The 19,347-nt window shown below is 38.1% G+C and carries 18 protein-coding genes; 15 read left to right on the top strand and 3 right to left on the bottom strand.

Features of this window, described 5'->3' with window-relative positions; all coding sequences use genetic code 11:
* Positions 1-454: 454 nt before the first annotated feature.
* The 3 genes from IW22_RS19660 to IW22_RS19650 all read right to left on the bottom strand — a co-directional run bounded on the left by IW22_RS19660 (position 455) and on the right by IW22_RS19650 (position 5,107).
* Complete coding sequence (locus IW22_RS19660) at positions 455-1,282, bottom strand: N-acetylmuramidase domain-containing protein (protein WP_034730104.1); 828 nt, start codon at positions 1,280-1,282, stop codon at positions 455-457.
* A 110-nt stretch (positions 1,283-1,392) separates the two neighbouring features.
* Positions 1,393-3,288 (bottom strand): hypothetical protein, encoded by a 1,896-nt coding sequence (locus tag IW22_RS19655; RefSeq protein ID WP_034730101.1) that lies wholly within the window; start codon positions 3,286-3,288, stop codon positions 1,393-1,395.
* 217 nt (positions 3,289-3,505) lie between these two features.
* A complete protein-coding gene (locus IW22_RS19650) occupies positions 3,506-5,107 on the bottom strand; it encodes a hypothetical protein (protein WP_034730098.1) in 1,602 nt (533 codons plus the stop codon).
* Positions 5,108-5,495: 388 nt separating this feature from the next.
* Here IW22_RS19650 and IW22_RS19640 point away from each other — a divergent pair, with 388 nt between their 5' ends.
* From IW22_RS19640 to IW22_RS19570, 15 genes are all read left to right on the top strand, one after another.
* Entirely contained in the window at positions 5,496-6,338 is an 843-nt protein-coding gene (locus tag IW22_RS19640; RefSeq protein WP_034730093.1) for an energy transducer TonB, read from the top strand.
* A 164-nt stretch (positions 6,339-6,502) separates the two neighbouring features.
* On the top strand, positions 6,503-7,276 hold the full coding sequence (locus IW22_RS19635; protein WP_034730090.1) for a ParA family protein: 774 nt from the start codon (positions 6,503-6,505) through the stop codon (positions 7,274-7,276).
* Between the two features lie 69 nt (positions 7,277-7,345).
* Entirely contained in the window at positions 7,346-8,236 is an 891-nt protein-coding gene (locus tag IW22_RS19630) for a ParB/RepB/Spo0J family partition protein (RefSeq protein ID WP_034730087.1), read from the top strand.
* Complete coding sequence (locus tag IW22_RS19625) at positions 8,236-8,895, top strand: DUF5683 domain-containing protein (RefSeq protein WP_034730085.1); 660 nt, start codon at positions 8,236-8,238, stop codon at positions 8,893-8,895. The genes IW22_RS19630 and IW22_RS19625 overlap by 1 nt, the downstream gene beginning before the upstream one ends.
* Before the next feature lie 66 nt (positions 8,896-8,961).
* On the top strand, positions 8,962-9,663 hold the full coding sequence (gene dapB / locus IW22_RS19620) for a 4-hydroxy-tetrahydrodipicolinate reductase (RefSeq protein WP_034730082.1): 702 nt from the start codon (positions 8,962-8,964) through the stop codon (positions 9,661-9,663).
* Between the two features lie 135 nt (positions 9,664-9,798).
* Positions 9,799-11,445, top strand: a complete 1,647-nt coding sequence (gene lepB, locus IW22_RS19615) for a signal peptidase I (RefSeq protein WP_034730079.1) — start codon at positions 9,799-9,801, stop codon at positions 11,443-11,445.
* A gap of 61 nt (positions 11,446-11,506) precedes the next feature.
* Positions 11,507-12,121 carry a WbqC family protein gene (locus tag IW22_RS19610; RefSeq protein WP_185113584.1) on the top strand — a complete coding sequence of 205 codons (615 nt, stop codon included), beginning with the start codon at positions 11,507-11,509 and terminating at the stop codon, positions 12,119-12,121.
* Positions 12,122-12,215: 94 nt separating this feature from the next.
* Positions 12,216-13,898: a S8 family serine peptidase gene (locus IW22_RS19605; RefSeq protein ID WP_034730076.1), complete on the top strand. Its 1,683-nt coding sequence runs from the start codon at positions 12,216-12,218 to the stop codon at positions 13,896-13,898.
* A 125-nt stretch (positions 13,899-14,023) separates the two neighbouring features.
* The gene (locus tag IW22_RS19600; protein ID WP_034730073.1) at positions 14,024-14,515 is read left to right on the top strand and encodes a lipocalin family protein; all 492 of its coding nucleotides are present in this window, start codon (positions 14,024-14,026) and stop codon (positions 14,513-14,515) included.
* A gap of 25 nt (positions 14,516-14,540) precedes the next feature.
* On the top strand, positions 14,541-15,230 hold the full coding sequence (locus tag IW22_RS19595; protein ID WP_034730071.1) for an OmpA family protein: 690 nt from the start codon (positions 14,541-14,543) through the stop codon (positions 15,228-15,230).
* Positions 15,231-15,337: 107 nt separating this feature from the next.
* Positions 15,338-16,225 (top strand): decaprenyl-phosphate phosphoribosyltransferase, encoded by an 888-nt coding sequence (locus tag IW22_RS19590; RefSeq protein WP_034730069.1) that lies wholly within the window; start codon positions 15,338-15,340, stop codon positions 16,223-16,225.
* Positions 16,222-17,541: an FAD-binding oxidoreductase gene (locus IW22_RS19585; protein ID WP_034730067.1), complete on the top strand. Its 1,320-nt coding sequence runs from the start codon at positions 16,222-16,224 to the stop codon at positions 17,539-17,541. The genes IW22_RS19590 and IW22_RS19585 overlap by 4 nt, the downstream gene beginning before the upstream one ends.
* Entirely contained in the window at positions 17,541-18,266 is a 726-nt protein-coding gene (locus tag IW22_RS19580; RefSeq protein WP_034730065.1) for an SDR family NAD(P)-dependent oxidoreductase, read from the top strand. Before IW22_RS19585 ends, IW22_RS19580 begins: the two co-directional genes overlap by 1 nt.
* Positions 18,267-18,271: 5 nt before the next feature.
* Positions 18,272-18,859, top strand: a complete 588-nt coding sequence (locus IW22_RS19575) for an HAD-IB family hydrolase (protein WP_034730062.1) — start codon at positions 18,272-18,274, stop codon at positions 18,857-18,859.
* Positions 18,860-18,882: 23 nt separating this feature from the next.
* Positions 18,883-19,347, top strand: a complete 465-nt coding sequence (locus tag IW22_RS19570) for a hypothetical protein (protein ID WP_034730132.1) — start codon at positions 18,883-18,885, stop codon at positions 19,345-19,347.

The raw sequence follows: 19,347 nt of genomic DNA, 5'->3' as shown, positions 1-19,347 counted from the left end.
AACCACAAAAGCCACAAAAGTTTTTAACACTTCAGTTATTTGAAGTCTAAATATTTTGCGCATAAAAGTTCACATAAGTTTTGGAAAAATCAAGATTTTTGGACTGAATACTATCCATAAACATCTGTGAAAATCTGTGCAATCTGTGGTTAAAATATCAACCACAAAAGCCACAGAATTTATTAACACTTCAGTTATTTGAAGTCTAAATATTTTGCGCATAAAAGTTCACATAAGTTCTGGAAAAATCAAGATTTTTATCCTGATGAGTAACGATTATTTAACCTGCGAAACATTCCCCTCCCGTGGAGGGGTGGCGAAAATTCAAAGAATTTTTGACGGGGTGGTTTACAAGTAACCAAAAACAAAATTCCCACAGCTCACAACTCCAAAAGCAATAAATTACTTCTGAAATCCATGCATCTGCGGGAACTTTAAAAATAAAACTCCTTATTTAATTTTGAGAATATTTAGCGTAAGCCTTGGCTAGTTTTTCATCATATTTATTTTGCTTGTAACCGGCTCCGTTATAAAGTTTGGCAAAACCTGCCCAGTTTTTATTTCTGAGATGAACCAGACAATTATTTTTCTCCAGAAATTTTCCAAAAGCTTTCAAATGCTCACCCTCATTGATTTCCATTTGCGAAACGAAATGCTGAACATCCGTGTAGCCTAGATTTTTAGCATGATAACCCATAATCTGGAAACTTCCCCACGACGCAGAAGATAATGCAGCCTCTTCAAAGCTTGGGCTGTTGTCAAGGCTGATCGCTTCATTAAGCCGATCATATTCTTTCACGCCTCCCTGATAATAGGCTCTCGTCCATTTGGGATAAAGAACATTCTGGCTGTTTGAATTGTAATAGGAATTCGGATCGATACCTCTTTTCTTAAGTTCGCTCCAGAACACATGGCCTTCAAACAGTATTTTGGGCTTATTGTTGATTAAAAAACCTTTTCCGCTGCTTTCAATTTCATTCACCGCTTTTACAGCAGCTAATTCCAGATCGTATTCTTGAGCAAAGTTGATAAGATCACTTTCTTTCAGGAATTTATCAGTCTGGCTGACTGGTCTTTCATCTTTTTCAAGGAGAACGGCCCAGGTTTTTACCCCAACGATTCCGTCTACGACCAAACCGTTTTTGCGTTGAAAATCCTTCACTGCTTCATCGACTTCCAAAGTGAATGAATCTGAAATTTTAATGCTGTATCCCCGTTGATAAAGGATCTCACATAGTGTTTGTACTTCCGGTGCTTTTGTATAATATTTTAAAAGTTTCATGACAATAGTTTTTATTAAATAGTGAATTGTGAATAGTGAATAGTGAATTGTGAATTGTGAATTTTTTATGATAGACCTTAATAATTTCATCCTTAACCTTAGTCTGCCATCTAAGTAACCGGTATCCTCGGCATCTTCTCACAAATCATTCCGATCAGGAAAAAAGATTTAAATTTCACTTCCTCCCTTTGAAGTTTATATTCCAAATTGAGAGGCATGGCATTGGTGACACTGAAATTCTGATTTAAAATCGCATAATCATCAATTCTCAGTTCGATACTGTATTCCCCGGGAGGAATTAATTGGTTGATCATCCCTGTTTCATTGCTTTCGATTTCAAAAATCCGATTGTTATTGGTTCCTTTTATGGAAATACCGCATTTATAGATCGGTTCGCTGTTGATCTTATCTAAAATTCTGAACTGTACAACAGCTCCGGCAGGCGGTAGCGGAACAGGGATGGGAATAGGTGTCGGAGTAGGAATCGGCGTGGGAGTCGGTGTCGGTATTGTAGGGAATTTAGGTCCCCAGGAACCCCAGGGTACTTTGATGGGGTTGGCTGGCTGGGGAGCAGGCTGTACCGGACTGGCTCCGTGAGGAACAGGATTGAGAGGTTGTAAGTTTTTAATATTATTGATGATGTTTCCCATATTCGTTTTGCCCACAAAAGATGCGTTGACCGTTGTTTTCATGGCATCTATAGGTTCCGGTTCTACAGCTGTTTTAGCATTGAAGCTGTTGATCACGGTTGCTTTTTGGGTGCCAACAATAGCCGTCTTTCTGGCCATATAATTTAACTGATCAGATTTAATGGTTTTTACATTCGTGATTGCCTTCAGGAACTTCTGATTATTGTTTTTATTCACAAAAACCTGCTGCTTCATCACCATTGGACCGAAATAAACCAGCTGTTCCGCATTGCTTACACTGGCATTGATTATTGACGGATCTAAAATCACTTTCAGATTTTTAATCAGAATCATGGTTTTTGGATAGGCAGGAAGTTTAAAATCGTTGGAAATGGTCTGCCCGTCTGATATTTTTTTAGGTTCTTTCCATTCAAAATAATTGGAAAGCATGAAATTTTTATTGAACCAGTTTCTTTTTAAATGAACAAAAGAATAATCCACTTCCACAGCCTGAATCATACTTTCATCATAATCAATAGATAATATTTCAGAAGGAATATTCTCATTGTTGTTTTTCGCTTCGGAATGAAGTCCCTCCAGTTCAGATTTTTCAATACGCATGCTGTTCCATCCGGATTCATTTTCCATAAAATCATAGGGGATGAAATTGATGTCATGAATCGACGAGTTACTTATCACATCTGTCTTCTCAGCAGCTTCAAAAGTATGTTTTGCATTCTGTGCCATGGCGAGATAGAGATCAGCGTCAGATGATTTGTTAATTCTGGTCAGTTCCTTTTCAATCGTGTCTTTACTGCCTTTTACTTTCCATTCAGAAAAAGCGAGTTCTTTTAAATTGTTCAGGGCTACAAGCCTGTCGTTCCAGTTGTTTTTTTCTTCCTCCGTATCAAGTCCGTCAAATAACAAAAGATGATCAGTCACTTTATTAACGGTATCTTCAAATAATGTTCTGTATTTTTTGTAAGCTTTAAATTCCTTCGTATCGCTGTTTTTAGCATCAAATAAAACGGTGCTTTTGTTGTCGAGAACTTTATCCAGATTTTCTTCCAGGTTTTTCGGATTATTTTTGTCAAGAATATCCCTGTAAATATCAAACAGAGAATTGTTCGGATTCAGATCCCAGAAATTGGGTGAAATAGGAACAGAATTAAGTTCATAGGCGACATTCTGCTTTTTAATAATCGAAAGCGCTTTTTTCTGTTCATCGTTCAACAGGCTCTGAGGTTTCAGAAGTTCCAGTTCCTCATTGTCATAGATTCTAAGCGATGGACAAATCATCGGCAGATCATTCTCCATCGAACTTTGCGACATATAAATGTTTTTAAGCTTCTGGTAGACGGCTACAAAATATTTCATGGGTATAGTTTTTAGTTTAGGTGAATAACCGGCAGAAAAAACTTCTGCCGGCTATTCTTATTGAGAAGGATATATGAAGTGATAAGATAGGAAGAGGGAAGAAGGGAGGCTGGAAGTCAGTATTGTACACTCATCTTTTAATGGTTTTTAAAACTAAACCGTGATTGAATCTTGTACTCAATAACTTCCTTCTTCCGGCTTCAGACTTCCTTTCTGCTTATGATTTCCCGTCTGCCCATTTCTTGATCTCCGGATTTGGGTTTGGAGATTTTGGAACGATGTGGCATTTGTAACCGATAATGTAAATTCCTGTTGAAGTAAGCTTTTTGCCTTCCCATTCATAGCCGGATTTTACATTTTGGTTGTCGTAGCTATAGCTTCCTCCGATTACGAAAGGTCCTATTCCCACAGCACCACCTGCTGAAACTGAATTTTTAGCTTCCGTATACGCAGAACTGCTGTCCTTAAAGTTGAATGAAACATCTTTCGCAATAATTAGTTCAGTAATGATAGATGGCATTAATCCTTTACCTTTTCCGTCACTGATCATGTCGCCATTTAAGGTTTGTGGAGACTGTTCGTGAAGCTTCCAGTATTTGGATTCAATAAACTGTTGATTGAACCAGCCTCTTTCCACTCTTACCTTTCCGATTTTGAAAGAGATATCCATGCTTGTATAATCAGAGTTGATCTGTGTTTTTTCATTTTTTCCTCCGGCTTTTGCCCCGATGGAGAAAAGTCCCATGCTGAAACCGCCTGCAGCTCCCCAGTTATGAATGGTTTTAGAATAGTCGTAATTGGCTTTCCCTTGTGAGATAGAGATTTCGGGCCATCCTTTTGATTCTCTTAATGCATTGGCTGCTACAGGAATACATGGGGAATAATTCGTGTAATCCAAAATTCTGGTTCTCTGGCTGTTTCGGAATTCTGCCTGGATTCTTTTCTTGATCACAAGCATATGTTTTTCTTCAATTTCACTCAGATAATTTTGAATTCTTTCTACAGCTTCCTTGTATCCTAAAGACTGCCATGCTTTTAAAGAGGCCTCTTCACGTTTTTTCATGTTTTTCCCGTCGATGGAAACTTTGGCCATTGCATCAGGATCTCCGTTATCAGCAGCTGTTCTGATCTCATTGTTGGCATCTACAATATCATAATACTTCATCTGATACTCTACATATTTGGCATAAGTAGGCGCTACAAAAGTGTGGATCAGTTCAGGCTTGTTAAAGTCGTCTACCGGAGCATTCTCATCAAAATCAGGGTTTTTTACCTTTTTTATTTTGAATAATTTATCTCTCAGAGAATCCAGCTTTTTCTCTGTTTTTTTGTCAAAATCGGTGTCTACTACAACAGACCACTGCAGAAGGTCTTCGTATACTTTTGAAACTCTCTTCTGAGAATCATTCATAATGGTGATCGCTCTTCCTTTTCCGTCTGCCGTAAGTGGCGGAAGCTGAGAAGGAATGGCATCGGTCATTGCAGCGAACTGCTCCATCTGAAGATATTTTTTGAATTTGCTGTTGGATAATGCAGTCTGGTAAGCTTCCATATCCACTTTCGGATTTCCGTTCGCGTCAAGGATGGGTTTTCCTGTTCCGTCCAGCATGGGTTTTGGTGAAGGGGCATCTCCGAAAAGTCCGTTCAGGGCATAATCGAAAGTATCTTCAGAAAGTGTAATCCCTACCGGATCAAAGGCGATGAAATCATCAGTTCCTAAATGTTCAGGATTTCCTCCGTTGGTTACCGTGTCATAAACCTGCTTTAAAAGCATGCTCATTAATGAATTTGTTTTGGCTTCTTGAGTTAAAGTTGGCATAATTATAAGTTTTTAAATTTTTCTTTGCTTACTCTTTTTGGTTTTCAGCATCCCCTTATTTTCTATGGTACAAATGTATTTCGGTTCTGAAATAAATTCAACAGTGGTTTTCCTGTTTTTCGATGTGGTTTTCACTGTTTTTAAATTTATGTTGTATATTTTATAAATAACAGGTGTTTTTCTGAGGATAACAAAATGTTGAAAGGATGAATTTTGAATATTTCCTATGAAGAAGAATGTTAAAGTTTGCATATTGTTATAATATTTTTTAAAATATTGATGTTTTGATAAAATTTTGGCAGAAGTTTTGATATCGAAACAATACTTATCGATAAGAACACCTAAAACTAATAATCACTGATTTTAACAGTTTAAATATTTAATAGTGATGAAACACCTAAACCAAAACCAGGAATTTCGTTTCAACGAAGTTCTGTTTGAGCACCGAAACAAAGAATACGGTGCCTATGCATTAAGAAATGAATCAGATAGAATATTAACCAAAGCACTTTTTGTTGGGGTGAGTTTATTGGCTGCCATTTCGATAACGCCGTTTGTGATTTCAGCATTTCAGAGTGATGTGCGATCAGAAAGCGGAGATGGAGTAGAAATAGTATTAGTGGATCCGGTTGTTCCACCTGATATTCAGGTTAAACCACCTGTACAGATTCAGAAGACTGAAGTTCAGCCACCGAAAGTTAAAACTTATGATGCAACTCTGGGAGAGCCAAAAGCCCATGTGACAAATGAAAAAGTGATAGAGAAAATTGAAGGTGCTGTTGCAGGTCCGGAAAATAATAAAGACGGGATCATTGCCACAACAAATTATCATTCTGTACCTCCTCAGGCAGGAACAGGACCGGCAGTACCTTATATTCCACCAACTTCACCAGCAAAAGTTCCTGATAATCATATCGCAGATCCTACAGAACTGGCTTCTGAAGCCGTATTTGCAGGAGGAATTGATTCATTCAGAAATAAAGTAATGAATAATTTTGACGGTTCAGGATTTGGAGACGATGGAGGTATCATGAAAACGGTGATCACCTTTATTGTAGAAAAAGACGGAACCATCTCAGGATTAAAAGCAAATGGCAAGGATGCTGACTTTAATAATGAAGCCATCAGAACCATTAAAAATATTAAGGGTTTATGGAAACCTGCTAAAAATAAGCAAGGGGAAACCGTAAGAAGTTATTTTAAATTTCCGATTTCGATGAACTTTGAATAGTTGATGAAAAACAAATCTTGATAGTTATCCACAAAGAATTTTTTTTGTGGATAATTTTTTTTATCGCTAAAGTGTTTATTAACAATATTTTAACTCAATTTTGAATTTCGCCACTCATCGAGAGCAAAGAAAAAAGTGTATTTTTGAAACCTAAAGTTCTAATAATGGCAAAAATCATAGGTATCGCTAATCAAAAAGGAGGAGTTGGAAAAACTACCACAGCTGTAAACTTGGCGGCAGCATTGGGGGTATTGGAAAAAAGAATATTGATCATTGATGCCGATCCGCAGGCTAATGCAACCTCGGGGCTTGGTGTGGAAGACGTTCAGTATTCTACCTATAATCTTCTGGAGCACAGCGCAGATACAAGAACCTGTATCAAAAGAACCGCGACTCCCAATCTGGATATTATCCCTTCGCATATTGACCTGGTAGCAGCAGAAATTGAGCTCGTGGACAAAGAAAACCGTGAGTACATGCTGAAAAAAGCATTGGCGGAAGTGAGAGATGATTATGACTATATCATCATCGATTGTGCACCGAGTTTAGGACTTATTACAGTTAATGCGCTTACGGCGGCAGATTCTGTGATCATCCCGATTCAGTGTGAGTATTTCGCATTGGAAGGATTAGGAAAGCTTTTGAACACAGTAAAAAACGTACAGAAGATCCACAACAAAGATCTGGGTATCGAAGGTCTTCTTCTTACCATGTATGACAGCCGATTGAGATTATCCAATCAGGTAGTGGAGGAAGTGAATTCTCATTTCCCGGACATGGTTTTTGAAACCATCATCAGCAGAAATGTAAGATTAAGTGAAGCACCTAGTTTTGGTGAAAGTATCCTGAACTACGATGCAGAAAGTAAAGGTGCTATCCAGTACATTCAGCTTGCAGAAGAAGTTTTGCTGAAGAACGAAAATTTAGTAAAAAATTAATTTAATAATAAATGGATCCTAAGTGAATGCGCATCATCACTTATTAATTATCATTTATCAATTATATCTATGAAGGACAAAAAAAGAGCTATGGGACGTGGTTTGGGCGCTATTCTAAGTGCTGAATCCAAAGCGAGTATCAACTCCGCTACCGATGAAGGAGCAGATAAGTTTGTAGGAAATATCGTAGAGGTAGCCCTGGAAGATATTTATCCGAATCCGACCCAGCCGAGAACTTATTTTGATGAAAAAGCATTAAACGAACTTGCCCTGTCGATCACAAACTTAGGCGTAATCCAACCGGTTACCTTAAGAAAAGACGGCGAGAAATTCGAGATCATATCAGGGGAAAGACGTTACCGAGCCAGTAAAATTGCGGGACTTCCGACGATTCCTGCCTATATCCGTTTAGTGAATGACCAGGAGCTTCTGGAAATGGCTCTTGTTGAAAATATTCAGAGAGAAGATCTTGATGCTATCGAGATCGCTTTGACTTACCAGAGACTTTTGGATGAGATTGGTCTTACCCAGGAAAATCTGAGCCAGAGAGTAGGGAAGGACAGAAGTACCATTACCAACTCGATCAGATTATTAAGACTGAATCCGGATATTCAGAACGCCATCAGAAGCGGTGAAATCTCTGCCGGACACGGAAGAGCCATCATCAGTCTTGAAAGTGAGGAGCATCAGCAGATTCTATTTGATCTGATCATCAAAGAAAAACTCAATGTACGTCAGGCTGAACAGGCTGCAACCGCATTGAAAAACCCTAAATCACCGGCAGCGAAAAAAATAAATGCTGAGCTTTCCAACAACTTTAAGAGAGCCCAGAAAACGATCGCTGATATTTTAGACGTAAAAGTAGAGATCAAAACCTCCGGAAACGGTAAAAAAGGTAAAATAGTCCTGGACTTCAAAAATGAAGAAGAACTGGAGTATATTTTATCCCATATTAAATAATGAAGAAAATATTTTTCACATTTTTTTTGTGCACTTTTGCTTTTGCTTATTCGCAGGTAGTTCCTGGCGATACAGTTCGTATGGGACCTCTCCCTAAGGACAGTGTTGCGGTGATCACTAAGCCCTCAAAGCCGGCAAAACCTGTGAAAACAGAAGCTAAGATTATAGAAGATCTTGAAAATGCAAACGGGCCCACAAAAAAAACAATCAAACTGAACCCAACAAGAGCCGGACTGTATTCTGCAGTGTTTCCGGGGCTTGGGCAGTATTACAACAAAAGGTACATTAAAATTCCTATTGTATGGGGTGCTGTAGGAGCCGGTATTGGATACACCATCTGGAGTAATAATCAATACAAAAAGTACAGGGAATATTATGTAGCTAAGCTTAACGGAACACCTAATGAGTTTGTGGACAGTCACCCATGGCTGGATAAAAAAGCTTTTGGAAATGCCCAGGACAGATATAAAAGACAGCGTGATTATGCTATTGCTATCACAGGTCTTATTTACATCCTGAACATTGTAGATGCTGTGGTAGATGCTCACCTTTACGAGAGCCGCCATGACCCGGATCTTAGTTTTAACCCTACGGTGATCCAGGATCAGTATGGTTTTTCTACTCCGAAAACAGGTTTAAGTTTAAGTTATAGATTTTAAAACAGAATTTTAATAAAGTTGATATGAGCCGAAAGGCTGATACCATCATCATAAATAAGATATCACATGAGAATAGCATTAGTTGGATACGGTAAAATGGGGAAGATCATTGATGAGATCGCACAGAAAAGAGGTCACGAAATCGTTGCCCGCCTGAAAGAAACTCCAACCGCTGAAAATCTTAATAATCCGGACGTAGCTATTGAATTTTCATTGCCGGAAGTGGCTTATGATAATATCAAAGCATGTCTTGAGCATAAAATTCCGGTGATCTGTGGAACCACAGGCTGGCTGGAGAAAAAAGAAGAAGTTGAAAAATTGGCTGTAGACAACGACAGCGCGTTCTTATATGGTTCCAATTTTAGTTTAGGTGTCAATCTGTTTTTTGCCCTGAATGAAAAAGTAGCGGATATCATGAAAAATGTGGATGAATACTCCTGTCAGCTGGAAGAAATTCATCACGTCCACAAAAAAGATGCTCCCAGCGGAACGGCAATTTCCATTGCTGAAGGAATCATCAAAAATAATCCTAAATTTAACGCCTGGAAACTGGAAGAAACCCAGGGTAAAGAATTGGGAATCTTCGCTATCCGTGAAGATGAAGTTCCGGGAACCCACAGCGTTTATTATAAAAGTGAAGTAGATGAAATTGAAATTAAGCATACTGCCTTCAACAGAAACGGGTTTGCACTCGGAGCTGTAGTCGCTGCAGAATGGATTAAAGATAAAAAAGGAAACTTCACCATGAAAGACGTTTTGGGGCTTTAATTTGTAACAAATTCTTTAAATTGCAGACCAATACAAAGAAAATGATGAATAGTAAATTATAAATAGCAGAACGCTGGAATCATTTATTACTCATCATTTATCATTTATATATTTAGAATAGGCACAGAAAAAACTATGAATTATTTTTTAACTTACACAGTATATGTTCTCATTTTGTCTGTACTGATGGGGATTTCCACTTGGAAACTGTTCAAAAAAATGGGGCACAGTCCCTTATTTGCATTTATACCTTTCTATAATTATTTCATTATTTTAAAGGAAACAGAACATCCGAAATGGTGGGCAATCCTGTCCTATCTTCCGATAGTAGGGCCTATTATGATGTCTGTTTTCCATATTTATCTGATGAAGAAATTTGGAAAGACCCTGTTTCAGAACCAGCTTCTAACCGTGATCCTGCCGTTTATTTATATGGCTACGGTGAACTATTCCAAAGATGTGGAAGTAGAAGATGAAAATGCCAACGACCTTTTCATTACCGATGAAGAGAAAAGTGCAAAAAAGAAAGATACTTTCATGGGGTCTATTACTTTTGCCGTGGTTTTTGCCACCATTATCCACGTTTTTGTAACGCAGCCGTTCGGGATTCCTACAGGATCCATGGAAAGAACACTTCTTGTGGGGGACTTCCTTTTTGTAAACAAGTGGAGCTACGGATACAGAATGCCGATGCGTCCTGTGGCTATACCATTCCTTCAGGGAACCATTATGGATACGGGTCAGAAAGGAAACCCGAAAGATGATCCGAAATCATATGTTGATGGCATAAAACTTCCTTATACAAGAATTTTCGAGTTTGGAAAGCCTCAGAAAAATGATGTGGTTGTTTTCAATTATCCAAGAGACTCCGTGCATACAGCAATCGACAGAAAGGATCCTTATGTTAAAAGATGTGTGGCCGTAGCCGGTGATACCTTTGAAATGAGAGCCGGAAGACTTTTCGTGAACGGAAAACCAGAAACGGTTTTAGGTGATCAGGAAGTTCAGCACAGATATATTGTGAATACAAGCAGTCAGCTGGATATTCCTGGATTGTATAAGACTTACGGATTCTTACCGGTACAGGAGATTCAGGGTGAAAAAGGATATATGTATGCTTTCCAGGGGCTGACGGACAAAACGGCTAAAGAAATCAAACAGCTTTCTCAGGTCATAGACATGAAGGAAGATATTACACCAAAAGGTGAAGCAGCAGTATATTACAGAGACGAAGCCAAAACAAAAATAGATACGACACAATCTATCTTCCCAATCAACCAGCCTTGGAATCAGGATTGGTACGGGCCGCTAAGAATTCCTAAAAAAGGAGATGTTGTGGCCGTTAATAATGAAACACTTCCATTATATCAGTGGATTATTTCTGATTACGAACACAACAGGCTTGAAAAAAAGAACGGAAAGATCCTTATCAATGGACAGGAGACCAATCGTTACACAATTCAGCAGGACTATTATATGATGGTAGGGGATAATAGAGATGCTTCCCTGGATGCCAGGTTCTTTGGTTTCGTTCCGGAAGAAAACATTGTAGGAAAACCAATGTTTACATGGATGAGTCTTCAGGGAGCTTTCTCAGACAGCAGCTCTACATATCAGGCTCCGTTCAAAGTACGTTGGGACAGGATGTTTAAAGCAACCAATACAGGAGAGGCTAATAAAACTTCATACTGGTGGATTGCAGCCATGATCCTTATATTGTTCTTCGGATGGGAATATTTCATGAAATTCTTCGGAAAGAAGAAAAAGGAAGAAGAGGTATAATTGAATCTAAAACTTAAAGATAGAATGAAGTATTTGAAAAAATACTTCATTTTTTAATATGATGAATATGACAAATGTATTATTGCCGGTATTTTATATGCCCCCGATTTCATGGTTTTCAGTATTTTTAAATCCTGAGAACGAGATTGTATTTGAACAGTTTGAAAATTTTCCAAAGCAGACCTACAGAAACAGAACCAACATCTATGGGGCCAATGGAAAGCTTTCTTTAATAATCCCTATCAATCATAACGGTAAAAGAGAATTCAAAGACACGGAGATCTCTTACAGGGAAGACTGGAGAAACCTGCACTGGAAATCCATCAAAACTGCTTATCAGAGCTCGCCTTATTTTGAATACTATGAAGATAAATTCAGAAAAATATATGATCTGAATGAGAAGTTCCTATTGGATTTTAACCTGAAAGGATTGGAAGTTATACAGCAGATCCTTAAAACAGAAAAGGCACAGTCTTTGAATGAAGAATATATCAAAAATCCTGAAAGCATTAATTTCAGAGAAAAGTTCTCGGCTAAACATCCTTCTGAATTTCAGATGGAAGAATATTACCAGACCTTTTCAGATAAATTAGGATTTTTAGAAGATTTGTCAATTTTAGACCTTATTTGTAACAAAGGTCCTGAAACTCTGACTTATATAAAAAATATTAAATAATCATACTAAGATAAAATCGCCGTTAAAAGAATTCTCTGGAAAAGAAACCAATGAAAATGGCGATCGTATATAACTTTAAAGTAAATATCAACATATGAAAAAGGTATTATTAGCAGCTGTTTTTCTGACAGGTTTTAGTTTCTCTTATGCTCAGGAAGCTCAGGCTAAAAGCATTGATCCCAAAGAAGATAAAGATTTGATGACTTGGTATCATAAAGATTTCTCAACATCAAAAGTATACGGAGTAAATACGGCAAACGCTTATAAATATTTAGAATCCAAAGGCCTTAAGCCTAAAACTGTGGTAGTAGGAGTTTTAGACAGTGGTGTTCAGGTAGATCACCCGGGTCTTGTGAAAAACGTATGGTCAAATCCTAACGAAGTTCCCGGAAACGGAAAAGATGATGATGGAAACGGATACATCGATGATGTACACGGCTGGAACTTTATCGGTGGAAAAAACGGTGATATTGATATCGACAATATGGAGGTAACAAGAGTTGTTGCTAAATACAAACCTGTTTTCGAAGGTGACGATTCTGCAAAAAACAAAGCAAACCAGGCGAAAATGCCGGAAGAATTTGCGATGTACATGAAGTCTAAAGAACTTTTCAACAAAAAAAGTATTGAAGCAAAACAGAATCTTCAGACTTATACAATGATCAACAGTTTGATCCCTAATATGGTGAAATTGTTGGGAGGTAAGCCTGTAACTGCTGAAACCTTACAGGGAATTAAACCTCCGACGGACCAGAAAGATGCTATCGCGGTGCAGGTTCTGGGACAGGTTTCTCAAAGTCCTGAATTCAAAGGGAAATCTTCCGCAGATTTCGAAAAACTGATGAAAGAGCAGATGAAAGAAGCCATCGATCATTATGCACCACAATCTAAGCAGTACGATCTGAGCTATGATCCTAGAAAAGAAATTGTAGGTGATAACTATGACGACTATGCTGAAAAAATCTACGGAAACAATGACTACGAAGGACCTGACGCAGAACACGGAACACATGTTGCCGGTATTATCGCAGGTCTTCCGCAAGGCAAAGAAATACAGTATGGGGTAGCTTCTAAAGTAGCTAAAATTATGTCTGTAAGAACCGTTCCAAACGGAGACGAAAGAGACAAAGACGTTGCTAATGCAATCAGATATGCGGTAGATAACGGAGCTAAAGTATTAAACATGAGCTTCGGGAAGCCGGTTTCTCCAGGGAAAAATGTAGTTTGGGATGCTTTTAAATATGCTGAAGACAAAGGAGTTCTTTTGGTAAAAGCAGCAGGTAACGAAAATGAAGACGTTGCAGAGCACCTTGCATTCCCTACGAACTTTAAAAATGTTACAGATGAAAAACCTTTTGTAACTAACGTATTGGTTGTAGGAGCCAGCACCAACAGAAATAACGAACTGAGAGCAGATTTCTCCAATTACAACAAGAAAATGGTTAACGTTTTCGCACCAGGAGAAGAAATCTATTCTACAGTACCTAAAAACGAATATAAATATCTTCAGGGAACTTCTATGGCATCGCCCGTAGTAGCAGGAGCAGCAGCCGTATTATTAGCTTATATGCCCAACCTTAAACCTGATCAGATCATTGAAGCACTAGTGAAGAGCAGCAACCTGAGCTCAGAGAACAAATTTCCTGAGTATTCTCAGGCCGGAGGGGTTATCGATCTTCAGAAAGCAGCTGAATATGCTTACACGAATTTCTACAACGGAAAATCTTCACCATCGAAGAAGCCTGCGAAATCCGTAAAAAAGGCTGTTAAAAAATAATATATCTCCCTGTATATAAGGAGAAACCATTTAAAGTCCGAAATTTTCGGACTTTTTTTATTTTTATTTTTCAATTTGGCACGGTTTTTTGTAACTTTATAAATAACAAAATAATAAACAACAAAATGAAAAAGTTACTACTTGCAGGGATGATTGGAACATCACTTTTTGCAGTGTCTTGTTCCTCAGTGAAAAAAGCAGAAACGTCACAAAACCAAAGAGTTGAATATCTTAAATTAAAAGGCGACTGGCAGATTGTCAGCGTTGATTATGAAAAAGGATTCAAAATCAAGCCTTTTGACGAAGGTGCAGATGCTCAGTGTTTTGTAGGAAGCCATTGGAGATTAATCCCAAATAATTACACCGGTGCCTACACTTTAAACGGAGGAGGAGCTTGCCCAAGCATTACTCAGCCAATCAAATTTGAAGTAAAAGACGGCAATACTTTCATGTTTAAAAAAATCGCTGAGGGAACTAAAGCTAAGCAAAATCTTGCAGGATATTCTTTAACGATTACCAACCAGTCTACAGATCAGTTCTCACTTGTACAAAGCGTTCCATTTGATGGAAATACAGTGCAGGTTGTTTACAACTTTCAGAGAACATTCATGAAATAATTTATCAACATAAAAGATCAAAAAAATGAAATTTACTAAAACATATATAGGAGCGCTTTTCTTATCATCAGCATTATTATTAACCAGCTGTGAAGCTGTTCAGAATTCTAACCACCAGCAGAGAGGTACAGCAGTAGGTGTTGCATCTGGAGCTGTGATCGGAGGTATTTTGGGGAATAATGTAGGAAGTGGTAAAAACTCAGCTTTAGGAGCAGTATTGGGAGGTATTATCGGTGGTGTTGCAGGTAACGTGATCGGTAACAAAATGGATAAGCAAGCTAAGCAGATTAAAGAAACTTTACCAGGTGCTGAAGTAGAAAGAGTAGGTGATGGTATTAAGATTACCATGAATGAAAGCATCGTGAACTTTGCTTTTGACTCTTCAAACTTAACTTCTGTTGCACAGACTAATCTTAATAAGTTAGCTCAGGTTCTTGCTGACAACCCGGATACGAATATCAATATCTATGGTCATACAGACAGCAAAGGGGCAGATTCTTATAACTTATCTCTTTCTCAAAGAAGAGCAGATGCAGTAAAAGCTTACTTATCTGGAAAAGGAATCGCTTCTGCAAGAATGATTACAAAAGGTGAAGGTGAATCTATGCCTGTGGCAAGCAACGATACTGAAGAAGGAAGAGCTAAAAACAGAAGAGTAGAATTCGCTATTACAGCTAATGAGAAAATGATTAATGACGCCAAGCAAGGGCAGTAATTAATTTAATATATAAATATTTTCGTAAAAGACCGCTCCGGCGGTTTTTTTTGTATTTTTATGCTATGAATTTTGAATTTGCTATTTTTGTAACTGAATTAACATAAATGAAGAAATATCTTAAACTCCTCCGGGTGGAGCAATGGGTGAAAAACCTGTTTGTTTTTGTTCCTCTGTTCTTTTCGGGAAACATTACAAACATAGACTTACTAAGCAAAAGCATCTTTGCATTTATTATCTTTTCCCTCGCAGCAAGTGTAGTCTATATTCTCAATGATTATAACGATATAGAGGCAGACAGTAAGCATCCCGAAAAAAGAAGAAGACCTCTCGCAAGCGGGGCTATTTCAAAACCGAAGGCCTTAAGCATTCTTGCAGCACTCGTTATTGTTGATGTGGCTCTGGTAGGTCTTGCTCAACTTTATTTTCACGAACCTTTATGGAAATTTGCCACGATCATAGGACTTTATATTGTGATCAATCTCGCCTATACCTTTAAACTGAAACACGTTCCGATCATTGATATTTTCATCATCGCTACAGGTTTTGTACTGAGAGTTTTAGCAGGTGGTTATATCACCGGAATAGGGATTTCACAGTGGGCGATCCTGCTGACTTTTGTGCTGGCTCTTGTTTTAGCCATCGGAAAAAGAAGAGGAGAGCTGATTAATGCACAGGTTTCAGGAAAGACAAGAAAGGCTTTGGACGGATACAATGTACAGTTTGCAGATATTGCCCTATCTATTTCAGTAACGTTAGCCATTGTCTGCTATCTGATGTTTACCCTTTCACCTGAAGTTCAGGGAAGATTTCATCAGCGTGTTTTTTATACCGTTATATTTGTAGTCTTTGCTTTTTTAAGATATCTGCAGCAGACTCTAGTATACAACAGAACAGAATCTCCTACAAAAATAGTCTACAGAGACCGGTATATCCAGGTGACATTAGTACTTTGGGTAGCCGCATTTTTAATCCAGATTTATTTTAAAAAATGAAGCCGAATTTCACACAGAAAGTTACTAACTGGGGCAATTTCCCGGTAGTAGAAAAAGAAATGAGATCTGAGGACAGCTTCAAAAGAATCAGGGAGTTTGTACTTAATCATAACGAAATTATTGCCAGAGGAAACGGAAGATGCTACGGCGACGCTTCTCTGGGAGAAACCATATTTTCCACCAAAAAATTAAATAAATTCATCAGTTTCGACCGTCTCAACGGGGTGATAGAATGTGAATCCGGGGTACTACTTTCAGATGTACTTGAAATTTCAGTTCCGCAGGGATATTTTCTGTACGTAACGCCGGGAACCAAATTTATTTCCGTGGGAGGAGCTATTGCTTCAGATGTTCACGGGAAGAATCATCACGCAGAAGGTTGCTTTTCAGAATATGTGATTGAATTTAAGCTGATGACCGAAAGAGGAGAAATCATCACATGCTCCAGAGAAGAAAATTCGGATAAATTCTGGGCCACTATTGGCGGAATGGGACTTACCGGAATTATTCTTACCGTAAAATTTAAGCTTAAAAATATAGAATCTGCCTACATCCGCCAGGAAAGCATTAAAGCTGAGAATCTGGATGAAATTTTCAGACTCTTTGAAGAAAGTGAGAACTGGACGTACACCGTAGCGTGGATAGACTGCCTGCAAAAAGGAAAAGATCTGGGCAGAAGTATTCTGATGAGAGGAGAACACGCCTTTCAGCATGAACTTCCTCAAAATCTGACCAAACAGCCTCTAAGACTGAAGAAAAAGTTTCAGCCTACGGTTCCGTTTTATTTTCCGGGATTTGTTCTGAATGCACTGACCGTGAAAATATTCAATCTGCTGTATTACAAAAAGCAGACTAAGAAAGAAGTGAAGTCTTTTATCGACTACGAAACCTTTTTCTATCCGCTGGATGCCATCACCGACTGGAATAAGATCTACGGAAAATCAGGATTTATCCAATACCAGATGGTGATTCCGAAAGAAGCAGGGAAAGAAGGGATGAAACAGATTCTTGAAACCATTGCAGCAAGTGGAAACGGATCGTTTTTAGCGGTTTTAAAACTCTTCGGGAAAAACAATCCGGAGGCTTACAATTCATTTCCTTTTGAAGGTTATACTTTAGCCCTCGACTTTAAAGTGAATTCAAAACTGAAGAAACTGGTAGAGAAATTAGATAATACCGTTCAGCAGTTCGGAGGCAGGATTTATCTGACAAAGGACAGTATGAGCAGGTCTTCGCTCACGAATTACCTTAAAAATATTCAAAGTTCAAAATTTGTGTCTTTACAGCACAAAAGAATCATAAACAACAATTCATAATGATAGTTCTGGGAAGTACGTCTGAAGTGGCGCAGGCTTTTGTGGAAAAGGCTCTTCAGGAAGGAGAAAAGTTTGAGAAAATATACCTTTTCACTTCAAATAAAGAGACAACGGAAAGATTTGCGAGACACATTGATGTCAAATTTCTGCAGCAGTCCGAAGTCATCGAAATTGATCTGATGAAAGAAATTGATTACAATTCATTTGATCATGTCAGTTCAAATGTATTATTTTGTGCCGTAGGATATTTGGGAGATGGGGCTGAAGAAGGTCTTTATGACAACAGGAATACGGAAAGAATCATTACTATCAATTATTCAAAACTGATTCCTGTGATGAACTATTTTGCACAGAAGTTTGAAAGCAGAAGATCCGGAACTATTATCGGGCTTTCATCGGTAGCCGGAGATCGAGGAAGACAGAGTAATTTTATCTATGGTAGCGCAAAAGCGGCTTTTACGGCTTATCTTAGTGGTCTTAGAAATTATCTTTTTGAGAAAAAAGTACATGTTCTTACTATCAAACCGGGCTTTATGGCGACGAAAATGACGGAAGGACTGCCTTTGAATCCTAAATTAACTGCAACTCCCAAACAGGCGGCTGCATGCATTTATAAAGCATTCAAAAAGCAGAAGAATGTGGCATATGTTTTGCCGGTTTGGAGTATTATTATGATGATTATCAGGAATATACCTGAATTTATATTCAAAAAATTAAAGCTTTAATAAAAATGAAAAAATTGTATTGTTTTGATTTTGACGGAACCCTGACGTATAAGGATACCATGTTTATGTATCTTAAATTCTACGATTCTACCAAATTCCGGATACAGTTTTTGAGACACGTTCCTCTTTTCATTTTGCTGAAACTGAAGCTTGCCGAAACGGAAAAAGTAAAGAAAAGCTTTATCGGGTCTATTCTGAAAGGACAGACGCAGGAAAAGATTGAATTGAAGTCTAAGCAGTTTTTTGAACATCATTATCCCAAAATCGTAAGGGAAAACGCCCTCGACTTTATACAAAATATCGATAGGAATAATACACAGAGTTTATTGGTAACCGCATCGCTGGATATCTGGGTGAAACCTTTTGCTGAAGAACTGAAAATGCAGCTGGTATCCACACGTGCAGAGTTTAAAAATGGAGTTTTTACAGGAAACTTCATCGGCAAAAACTGCAACGGAAAAGAGAAACTGGTGAGAATAAAAGCTGAAATTCACGACTCTAAATACGATAAAATAATCGCTTTCGGAGATACTTCCGGAGATCGCCAGATGCTTAAATGGGCAAATGAAGGTCATTACCAATTTTTTCACTAATTTTGGATGGTAAAAATGTAAAAATGAAAAGACTGCTTGTGATAGGTACTGCAATCTTAATGAGCTGTACAGCTACGCCATCTCAAACATCATCAGATATGCAGAAAAATGCAGAACTTCTGGTGTCTGAGTCGCAGGGCGGTAAAGATGAAGCCGGATTTACCATTATTAAGAATGAACAGGAATTCCGTAACGCTATTAAAGGCAGTTTCGGTCTTATCGATTTGAAAAAAGAGCCGTCCGTTAACTATCCTAAATTCCCAAGAAACAAAAAAGTGGTTTTGTATCATATGGGACTTTTCAGATCGGGTAGCCACAGAATTACCAGCATTAAAAACACATCCGTAAAAAATAATGTCCTGTACGTGGAAGTTCCCGCTACAGCTTCAGGCGGAATGGAAATTCAGGTACTTTCAAATCCCTGGTTTATTTTTGCTGTTCCTTCAGATTATCAGTTTACCTCAGTAGAATTAACATATTCCAATTAA

The organism is Chryseobacterium sp. JM1 (assembly GCF_000737715.1).
In the GTDB taxonomy this organism is placed as follows: domain Bacteria; phylum Bacteroidota; class Bacteroidia; order Flavobacteriales; family Weeksellaceae; genus Chryseobacterium.
This window is presented reverse-complemented; position numbering and strand designations above follow the sequence as displayed.